The 9,951-nt window shown below is 60.5% G+C and carries 9 protein-coding genes; 3 read left to right on the forward strand and 6 right to left on the reverse strand.

Translation table 11 applies throughout. The annotated features are described in order from the left end of the window. Positions 1 to 44: 44 nt before the first annotated feature. The 3 genes from IC66_RS0124160 to IC66_RS0124170 all read right to left on the reverse strand — a co-directional run bounded on the left by IC66_RS0124160 (position 45) and on the right by IC66_RS0124170 (position 2,866). Positions 45 to 857 (reverse strand): aminoglycoside phosphotransferase family protein, encoded by an 813-nt coding sequence (locus IC66_RS0124160; RefSeq protein ID WP_038949356.1) that lies wholly within the window; start codon positions 855 to 857, stop codon positions 45 to 47. A gap of 834 nt (positions 858 to 1,691) precedes the next feature. After that, positions 1,692 to 2,015: a hypothetical protein gene (locus tag IC66_RS0124165; RefSeq protein ID WP_249162664.1), complete on the reverse strand. Its 324-nt coding sequence runs from the start codon at positions 2,013 to 2,015 to the stop codon at positions 1,692 to 1,694. Positions 2,016 to 2,143: 128 nt separating this feature from the next. Beyond that, on the reverse strand, positions 2,144 to 2,866 hold the full coding sequence (locus IC66_RS0124170) for a hypothetical protein (RefSeq protein WP_244429156.1): 723 nt from the start codon (positions 2,864 to 2,866) through the stop codon (positions 2,144 to 2,146). Between the two features lie 163 nt (positions 2,867 to 3,029). Between IC66_RS0124170 and IC66_RS0124175 the strand changes: the two genes are divergently transcribed. Next, the gene (locus IC66_RS0124175; protein ID WP_038949359.1) at positions 3,030 to 4,583 is read left to right on the forward strand and encodes a winged helix-turn-helix domain-containing tetratricopeptide repeat protein; all 1,554 of its coding nucleotides are present in this window, start codon (positions 3,030 to 3,032) and stop codon (positions 4,581 to 4,583) included. A gap of 129 nt (positions 4,584 to 4,712) precedes the next feature. Beyond that, positions 4,713 to 6,215 (forward strand): tetratricopeptide repeat protein, encoded by a 1,503-nt coding sequence (locus tag IC66_RS0124180; protein WP_038949360.1) that lies wholly within the window; start codon positions 4,713 to 4,715, stop codon positions 6,213 to 6,215. A gap of 187 nt (positions 6,216 to 6,402) precedes the next feature. Here the strand turns inward: IC66_RS0124180 and IC66_RS46430 are convergent, their stop codons facing one another. The 3 genes from IC66_RS46430 to IC66_RS42655 all read right to left on the reverse strand — a co-directional run bounded on the left by IC66_RS46430 (position 6,403) and on the right by IC66_RS42655 (position 9,088). Continuing rightward, entirely contained in the window at positions 6,403 to 6,651 is a 249-nt protein-coding gene (locus tag IC66_RS46430) for a hypothetical protein (protein ID WP_157158085.1), read from the reverse strand. Between the two features lie 11 nt (positions 6,652 to 6,662). Further along, positions 6,663 to 7,337, reverse strand: coding sequence for a class I SAM-dependent methyltransferase (locus IC66_RS0124185; protein WP_038949361.1), 675 nt, complete (start codon positions 7,335 to 7,337; stop codon positions 6,663 to 6,665). Positions 7,338 to 7,453: 116 nt separating this feature from the next. After that, entirely contained in the window at positions 7,454 to 9,088 is a 1,635-nt protein-coding gene (locus tag IC66_RS42655; RefSeq protein ID WP_157158086.1) for a DUF6538 domain-containing protein, read from the reverse strand. Positions 9,089 to 9,273: 185 nt separating this feature from the next. Between IC66_RS42655 and IC66_RS0124195 the strand changes: the two genes are divergently transcribed. Continuing rightward, entirely contained in the window at positions 9,274 to 9,666 is a 393-nt protein-coding gene (locus IC66_RS0124195) for a hypothetical protein (RefSeq protein WP_244429157.1), read from the forward strand. Positions 9,667 to 9,951: the final 285 nt, after the last annotated feature.

Below are 9,951 nucleotides of genomic sequence, written 5' to 3' on the forward strand. Positions count from 1 at the left end.
CGTCGCTTCGAGGCCACTTCGGCTCGCGCGCGCGACAAGACGGTTCAGTGTTCCGAACGCAGCCCCGCTTCGATGCGCTGGATCAGTGGCTCCCGCAGCGCAGGCACCACGTTGCCAAGGACGACGAAGGTGCGGACGATGGGCAAATACGGCTCCATTGCCGCCGTCAGCTCAGCGAGAGACATGCCGGCCAATCGCGCATATTCGGATTGCGCCGCCGCATTGGTCGCGCGCGGCCGCTCCGGATTGTCGGCTATTTCCGGGGCGAGCTCGGACAGGATGATATGCAAGAACGCAAGATCGAAGGCGGCGGGCCCGCGCATCGCGAAGGTCCAGTCGACGAGCTTTGGGCCTTCCGCCGTCATCATCACGTTGCCGGGGCTAAGGTCGCAATGGCAAAGCCCGTCGCCGGTCGGCAGGCGATCGATCAGGGCGAGGATGTCGGTGGCGATGTGCTTCGGGACCTTGCCGCCGTCGTGCCTCAACTCGCTGTCCATATACTCGCGCATGGAGGGGAGCTCCGACGCCAGGGACGTCTTGTGAACAGACATGGCCAGAGCCGCGAGGATCGCGCCCGCCTGTTCGAACGTCACCGCGCCGATCCGCGAGAGATGCCACAGGGTCGGTCCGTCGACGCGCTCCAGCACGATGCCGAAGCGGCCGTCCAGCGTCACCTCGCCGAACACCTCCGGCACCGGGACGCCGGCGGCCCGCACAGCGTGGATCATGCGTACCTCGTGCCGGCCGAGCAGATGAGAGACGCCGGCCTTGAATAGTTTCACGACCTGACCGGGCGCCCAAGCATAGGCTTCGGAGAAGGCGCCTTCACCGATCTTTTCCCCCAGCGATCCCTGCATGCCCGTTCTCCGCTGTGCAGATGAAATACCGGCGGCGAGAAAAAAGGAACCCCTCTCGTCGCGAGGGCCGCCGGACATAATGATCGCCTTTTAACCTGCAGAGACCTTCGTGCTCTCTCCGCTAAATGGTCCCAGTCCGATTGTGTCCCGTCTCTGCCTTAGCTCTGAGCGGCTCCACGTCCGCTTCCGAGAGGTGAACCGATCAAAGTAATGCTGGCTACCGAGGGCAGCCTTTGACCGGGTCGGAAGTCAGTCAGCATCTGCGTCACGAGGCAGCTGGCGCTGTCCAATTCCAATCGTCCAAACGGTAGACATCGACATCATCCGGATCGAATGCCTCACGAGTGGGCATCTCGATTCGACGTGACATAGTCGATCTCGCAGAGCGTAATTCCGAGATCTGCTACTTCCCGGTCGGTAAGGCGCCAAAGATCACCCCGCAGCCGCTCCCATTTCCGCCACTCTTGAAACGCGCCCCACAAACTCTTCAAGGCACCGGAATAGTGTCGGTCCGATACGGTCGTCTGGGCTAAGCCCGTCTGGTAAAGCGTGCTCATTGCAGCGCTCCGTTGTTTCCACCAAGAGAGGATGCCAGAAACCCGGCGGGAACGCTTCACGTGCTGCTTACATTTCCATTAAGAGCAGCTTACTCTTTGCGTTCTAGGTTTTGCTACAACCGGGGGAATTGGCAGCTGCTCTATCGTTTTGCGGGTACGAATTCGACACCGATCAACGCGAGCTGCGTCGCGGGGCCGACCTAGTATCCTTGCGCCCAGGTGTTTGACCTGATCGACCACTGATAACTAATAGCGCATCGAATTCTGAGGCACGTTCTCAGATCATGCTGCCGGGCAGGAAGCAGCGAACGCGCGGATGGCCATCGATGTAGTGCTTCCATACCATAGTCGGACCGGCGCGGTTCGGTTGGTTTAGGACGGCGCCCTCAGGAACCACGACCCACTTCCCTTCGATGCGGACGCGGTAATGGCCACGGTCGGATTCCCAATCGGCGTCGAAGACGATGTACCCATCGGCATTCGTACAGCACTGCCCAAACTCACTGTGCAAGCTCTCGAACCATGGCTTCAGCGGCGAATTAGCGTAGCGCCCGTCATCACGGGCGAGCACCGGTCTCGCCAACACAATCAGGCCAAGCATGAGCGCTGCATGTATTCTCGCGGACATTCGTTCCTCTCTACGATGCTGCAAGCGCGCTATGCGCCTATCTACTGTCTCGCTCTGCGATATGCGGAGGACGGAAGCGACAAAATCGGTTTTACCCCTGGCTATGGAGCGAATGCGGCTGCCTGGGAAGGCCCGGATGTACCGGGCCGAACGAAAACAAAACGCGACCTCACCGGCAGGTCCAAACCGTCTTCGCCGTCCTGCCCGATCAGAATGAGACCCGCCCCACCATTGGCCACTGTTAGGATGACCGGTACACCAGCCCATGTCCTGATCGGCTCCATGGCCATGATAAGGAATTCGCCGATCGGCTGATCCAGATACTGAAGCCTTAGCTGCAGCGCGACTTCGGCGGGTGCAAGCAGAAGGCCCAGCAATTGCGCGCGCGCATAGACTTTTCGCAGCGTTGCCGTTGTGCCCGCAAAGCCAAGTTCGGCTGGCGATACGGCAACAAGCTCGACCTCTGTCTTCTTCGTGCTGAGGGTAAAGGTCGGCCTTCCGAGAATCTCGTCGGCCGAGCTCCCAACACCGCAGCCCAGTGCACTCATCGCGTCCCGAAGAGCGGCCAAATCCCTAAACGTCCCGACAGTAATCCTCTTCCAGAAAGGAACCTCGGCGGCGGAGCTGAATGAAGTCCGAGTGTCGCGGGCTGGTGGAGTCCCCTTAAGCGCCAGGTGATTGCGCAGGACATCCTGCGCCGAGCATTGGGCTTCAGCAGCGTTGGCGCAGGCGACGACAAGCGCAGAGCAGACAAGTAGGCCAGCACTCCGTTGTGCAAATGCACCAGCCCGTCGCATTCTCTTGGAGTCGTAGGTCGCACTCATCGTCGCCTCCGCTACGTATTCTCGGCGGCTAGACTGCCGAAGCGCGGTCCGGTGCGCTTTACGAGCGGCTTACATTTTCCTTATCAGCGGCTTATTCTCTTCCATTCCGACTGGCGGGAGAGGCGTTGTTTCGCTGCGGGGCTGACACGGCGGAGGATGGCAGTTGCGCTATCTGTTCGAGGAGTACGTCTTCCACACCGACCGGCGCGAGCTGCGTCGCGGGGGCGAGTTCGTGCCCGTCGCGCCGCAGGTATTTGACTTGATCGATTACCTGATCCGCAACAGGGAGCGAGTTGTCACCAAGGACGAGCTCATCAAGGCCATTTGGAATGGGCGTAGCGTATCCGACGCGGCGGTGACGACCCGCCTGAATGCCGCCCGGGCCGCAATCGGCGATTCTGGCGAGGAACAGCGCTTAATCAAAACACTACCACGCAAGGGTTTCCGCTTCATCGGACGGGTCCGGGAGGCGGGAGAAGTTGCGAACCCAGATCCGGGCGATGAGCCCGAGAGCGCTCCTGCAGTTCCCGACAAGCCCTCCATCGCCGTACTGCCGTTCGCGAACATGTCTGGCGATCCCGAGCAGGAGTACTTCGCGGATGGAATGGTTGAGGAGATCACCACCGCTCTTTCTCGTTTCAAATGGTTGTTCGTGATCGCTCGAAACTCTAGTTTCACGTTCAAGGGCAAAGCCGTCGACGTCAAGGAAGTCGGGCGCAGGCTTGGGGTGCGCTATGTCCTTCAAGGAGCGGTGCGAAAGGCGTCGGGGAAAGTTCGCATCACGGGCCAATTGATTGAAGCGGCTACAGGCGCACACATTTGGGTGGACAAGTTCGAGCGTGACATGAGAGATGTTTTCGCGTTGCAGGACGAAGTCACGCTCGCCATTGTCTCAGCGATCCAGCCAAAGTTGTTTCGAGCAGAAATTACACTGGCGACTCGGCGGCGACCGGAAGACCTCACCGCGTATCATCTTTATCTCCAGGCAATACAGCAAGCCGTCCGATCGACCCGCGAGAGTTTGGCCGAGGCACTCCGACTGGTTCAGCACGCTTTGGAGCTTGACACCGGGTTTGCTGCTGCGGCGGCGTTGGCAGGCGACTGTCATATGGAAAACGTCTTTAGAAGCTATGCGATTGATCCACAATTCGAACGCAGTGAAGCCGTTCGGCTTATGCGCTTGGCATTGAGCCTCGACGATCATGATCCAGACACGTTAGCAACTGCTGCATCAATCTCGGCTTTTTTGGTAGGCGATCGTGAGGCTGAGATTGAGATTGCCGATCGGGCGGTCGCGCTCAACCCAAATTCATCTCACATATGGAGACGCAGAGGTTGGGTCTACAGCGTTGTGGGGCAGCCGGAGGAAGCGATCCGGAGCTTTGAACACGCAATCCGAATGAGCCCGGTGGACCCGCAACAGTTCACAGTTTTAACCGGGATGGGATTTGCCCTTATTGAGCTTCGTCGCTTTGACGAGGCCGTCGTTGCAGGGAAGAGAGCCCTGCGCCAGAACTCTTCCTATCCAGGATCGTACCGCTGCCTCGCATCCGCTCTCGCACATCTCGGACGGGACGCTGAAGCTCGTGAGGCGGCAGCTGGTGTGCTTGACTTGGACCCCACCTTCACAATATCGGCGTGGGTCGCTCGGAGCCGGCTATCAACTAATGCGAAGCTGATGATTGAGGGCTTTCACAAAGCCGGTCTGCCCCAGTAATCGGACCTCGTAGACCGAACATAGTCTTCGCAAAAAAAAGCGAATGAGTCAGAAGTCTTGACCAACCTGAAGCCGTGCATTCTGCTAGTGTTTGCAGTCCGGGCGTGTGGCCCGTGCAGGGAGGCGAGGGTGACAAACTTGGAAGTCTCCAATGACCCTCCGGGCAAGCCGCCATCCAATAATGAGCAGCCAGACAAAGCGGCATTCGATGAGGAGCGGAAGCCGCCATCCGATCGCAATCTAAAGATTCGGTTGCGGGCACGATTGCAGTTGATCGGCGGCGCGCTCGCTTCAATTGCTGCCGTGGGAGCGATTGCGGGCGGGCTCGTCGGCTACTGGACTGTTTGGAAGACGCTCCGCACAGACGTGTTTCCGGAAAGCCAAAAAACGCAGAAGAAGGCTACCGCACGGCCCGACGTTGCTCCCCGTTTGTCTCTCGTTGTTCTGCCATTCGCAAACCTCAACAACGATGCGGAGCAGGACTATTTTGCCGACGGCATTACGACCGATCTAACAACAGACCTCGCGCAAATGCCCGATACATTCGTCATCGGGCGCGGGACGGCTTTCACCTATAAGAATAAGCAGGTCGATCTCAAGACGCTCGGCAAGGATCTCGGTATCCGATGGGCGGTACAGGGCGCGGTGCAACGGGCCGGAGATCGGGTCCGGATGAACGTGTCACTTGCCGAACTGTCGACTGGTCGTGACGTCTGGTCTGACCGCTTTGACGGCGATCGGACAAATCTTGCGGCCTTGCAGGAGCAGGTCACGGCGCGCCTCGCTCGCTCTCTCAACGTCGAACTCATCCAGGCCGAAAGCCGGCGCAGCCAAATGGACAGGCCAACCAATCCAGATGCTGTGGATTTCAGCATGCGCGGCTGGGCGAAGCGCTATGGCCCCCGGACCAAGTTTACGAATGCACAGGCAAACGACTTGTTCGATAGCGCACTGCGCCTCGATCCAGACAACACCGATGCAATGATCGGGAAGGCGTTGTGCATAGCCGAGGGCGTGATCTACGGATGGTCGACATCCGTGGTTGAGGACAAAAGAACGGCGCTGAAGCTAATTGATCAAGTTCTCGCAAAGCGCCCGGCGACCGCAAGCGCGCACGTAGCCAAGGGAAACATTTTGAATTATGGAAATCCTGAGGAAGCTTTGCCTGAGTATGACGCAGCTTTGGAAATCGACCCTAATTCGCCCGTCGCATATGCATCCAAGGGGATCGTACTTGTTACGGCGGGTCGCGCGCGCGAAGCGTTTCCCCCGATTCAGATCGCCTTGCGCCTAAGCCCCAAAGATCCGGCCGCTGGCACTTGGCACTACTTCCTCTGTCATGCTCATGTCCATCTGCGTCAATACGCGGAAGGCATCGAGGAATGTAAGCGCTCCATCAACTTGAGTAAATTGGACTGGTTTCCGTATGTAGATCTGATTTCAGCTTATGGAGCCACTGGCCAATTGGAAATGGCCCAGCAAGTGTTGGTCGAATTGAATGCAATCCGACCGGACTTCACGATCCGATGGTTTCAGCAAATCGGCTACGCACGTTCGAGCAATCCGCAGTTTCGTCGTGAGTACGACGACATCGTCGAAGGACTGAGGAAGGCCGGCGCTCGCGAGCAATGAGATGGCCAGGACCTTCGTTGCTTGCTTACTTACGAGCAGGGGTCTCCTTCTGGCTCTTGCCTGACCTCCGCCGGGCGCGCTTTGAGGTCTCCTTTCAACAGGTGAGCTGACAAGGTCGTGCTGTTACTCAGGGCAGCCCTTGACCCAAACGCGCTCCGCTTCCGCTGCCCAGGTCCAAAATAGATTCTCACAGCACGCCTCGAAATCGGCCGAGATTGCCGGCCGAATCAGCCGAACAGGTGGTACACAGCGGTGGTCGCAAAACACCGGCCGGCTTTTCGGGAATCCTTGTTTTTCGGCGGAATTCGCGCATTTGGGGGCATAGGGGAAGAGAGTCCCACTCTCTCCGCCGCAGTGCGCGATAAAGCGCATGTTCAGTCGTTGAGAATTGATCCAAGTTGATTTCGTCGAGCCGCTCGGAAACCGCTAACGTCATGCAACGCATCCTTACAGGTAATCCGGCGAGATGGTCCAAACAGCCGTATGCTTGATCTCCGCGTCTTCTAGGTCGCGGGTCACCGGTACGCGATAGTCGGCGAGTCGGACAAGTTTTGTCTTCGGAAGGAAAGAGCGCCCAGGGTCGCCGATCAAGATGGTCGCGCCGGCGCGCGCATGGTCGGCCAGAAATGCGAAGGCACGCGCCGCGGTGTCCTGCTCATAGAAAATGTCGCCCGCGAGGATGGTCTGCCATCGGCCGCTTGGTTGAGTGTCGAGCACGTCCTCGCCGCACGACGTGAGGTGGACCTGATTGACCTCCGCATTGAGTTCCGCCGCCGCGATCGCGAAGGCGTCGATGTCGGACACGGTCACCCCGACCGCGCCAGCCTTCATCGCCGCGATGCCGACGAGTCCGGAGCCGGAAGCGATGTCGAGCACGCGCCGGTCCCGCACGGTATCAGGATGATCGAGTACGTAGCGAGCCAGCGCTTGGCCGCCCGCCCAGGCAAAGGCCCAGAAGGGCGGGGGAAGGCCGGCCTCGTTCAGCTCGTTCTCGGTCTTCTGCCAGAGCGGCACTGATTCATCGGCGAGGAAGACCGCGATTTCCGGCACCAGGGGCACCGACCGCAGCCGGGTGTTGGCTCGGATGAAGGATTGCGGGTCGGCAATGGACGTGGCTGTCAAGGCGGGCCGTCGCTGTCTCGGTCCGCTGATAATTAGCACGAACCGTCTCGCGCCGCGAAGGCGGACGTAGAGCGGCTGCGTCTCGATCTCGCCAAGCATGCCTAGTCGCTGGGCCTTCAGGCGGCCGCGCGCCGAGCCGCTCTTTCGGCCTTGTCCGCGGCGATCTGCTGCGGCGAGCGTCGCGTCCGCTTGAGAGGCGCCGGCGGCCGATTCAAGGCTGGGACCTTGAATCTCGGGAAGAGAGCCAGCTCCTTCGCGAGCACCGGCACCTTTCGTTTGCCGTACCGCGCCCCAGTCCCGCTCTTGCTTTCATGGCCGCACATGTAGTCGCACAACTCGGGTTTCATCTTCGTGCCGCGCACAATCTCACGCCAGAGATGACGCCAACCGTGGTTGGGCTGCACGTCGGTGATCTTGAGCGTATCGCGCACCCATTCTCCCAGCCGTTCGGCGACCTTTTGCCATTGGGGATTGGCCCCCTTTCCGCCGCGGGCGCGGACTGGATCGTAGAACAGCGGTTTGCCCAGCTTGCGGCGCTGTTCGACGTAGACCAAGAATTCCTGATCGCGCAGATGCTTGTGGACCGGCACGCGGCGCAGCCGCTTGCCTTTCGTGATCTCGGGTCTAAGCACGAAGCACCAATGGCCGAGGATGGGCTGAACGTCCGACGGCAGGAGCGAAGTGATCTCGTTGACGCGCGCGCCTGTATAGGCGCAGACCCAGGGCACCCAACGTCTGGCCGCCCTCATCTCGGCGGACATCAAGTGCGACGGCGTCGCTACGGTCGCCGACAGGATCTTCAGCGCCTGCTCCGGATCGAAACCTCGCTCGTCGTCCTCCTTCCAGGCCTTGACGCCCTCGACCTTGATCCCGGCAAACGGATTGACCTCGAGCCGCAGCGCGTTGAGCATGTGGGTGGCCACCGACCGGGGCGCCGCCAGCCAGACGTCGCGGACGGCCTTGGAAGCGATGCCCTGGGAGATCATGTAGTCGCGCCAACGGACCGCGTCCTGCGGCGTCACCCGCGCGAGGTCTCGGTGCTTGATCCATTCGACGAAACGTTCGATTACCGGCCGCCAGCGCTTGGCGGTCGGCCCGTCGAGGCCGCCCTTGATCCGAGGCTGGCTGCAGTAGAGCTCGAAGGCCTCCATGATGTCGACCTTGGGCTTCGTCCGCTCCTTGGGCAGTTTGCCGAGTTTCTTGTTCTCCTCGAAGTCGCCGGTCGAGGCGCGGAAGACGTCGCCGTAGGCCCCCTTCCTCGCTTCGGCGAGAAGAGGCTTCAGCTTTTCGACCTGCGCCTCCGCGGGCGGCTCTCCGAGTTCGCGGGTCAGGACCTCGCGCGCCCATTGGTCGAGCGCCTCTTCGGCTCCCGGATCATCCTGGTTCTCCGTGAGTGCGAGCCACCTCAGTGCGCCGAATCCCGTGCCGGGCTCGGCGATGTGGGCGTCGCGGATCCGGATGTGGGTCTCGCGCTGGATCGCGAACAGGTCCTGATGGGTCAGGGGCGCCACCGGGCCCCGACCGTCTGGGCCCCGCTTGGCCTCAAGAGCGAGGCGCGCCCATTCGCGTTCCAGGTCCTCCGAGACGGCCACGATCCGGGCGTTGGCCGTCCGGCGGTCCGTAGTTTTCAGCGACTTCCAGACCTCGGTCTGGCCGACCAGAGCGCGGTAGCGCGCCGGTACCTTCTTTCGGATCCAGTAGACGTTCTGCTCCTTGCCGCTGGCCTTCTTGGGCCGGAAAGGGGTCGGCATTTTCGTCGTTCCCATAGTAGTGTAGACCCTCGGTGTAGAACCGACGGCTCAAGGAACGCCCAAAAACACAGATAAACTTGTATTTACCGGGTGTTTTCGCACCGGCGGGGGAGAGTCCCTCCCTCTCCGCCAATTTGCGCCCGACCTCCATCAATCTGTGAGCGCGAGCAGTAAAGTATCCAGTGATGGCGATGAAGATCGGACCGCAGCCCGCGAAATGGCTGCACAAAAAAGCCAAGCAAGGGATGCGTGGCTATCCGGTCGGTACGCTTGCCTTCTATGGTCCCGACAATCAACGGGCCTCGAAGGTTGCGGTGTCGGTGATCCGATATGAAGGAGCTGAGCCCGATCTGCGTCGCTGGTTTTCGGAAACCGGCGACGTGCGAACCGATCCGACAATTCTCTCGGAGATCGCTGCGCATCTGCGTCAAAGCTCCGTGCACTCGGTGGCGATGGTGGACGGAATCATTGGATGTCCGCACGAAGAAGGCGTTGATTATCCGATGGGCGAGCCTTGCCCAAGGTGTTCCTTCTGGAGGGGACGAGATCGCTGGACAGGCGAGTTGGATCCCGGCTGAATATTTCTCGCGCAGGCTCCAGAGCGGTATTCTGGCGGTCGCGCATGCGATCCGCGAACGCAGCCTCACCGGTTGACCTGCTACGCAGCAACCGACACCCCGGTGTCCCCACCAAAGCGGTGCCAGCTTGAACCCACCACCCGCACGACCCGACCTAGCAATGCCCCGCCATCATGCGGCACCGAGGTAACCCACCCCAATGTTCGACAAGGCCTACCGCGACCGCCTCAACGCCGATCTCGCGCAATGGGAAGCCGAGGGCGTGATCGCGCCGGCGGCGGCTGC

The organism is Bradyrhizobium genomosp. III, assembly GCF_000261705.1.
In the GTDB taxonomy this organism is placed as follows: Bacteria; Pseudomonadota; Alphaproteobacteria; order Rhizobiales; family Xanthobacteraceae; genus Bradyrhizobium; species Bradyrhizobium ottawaense.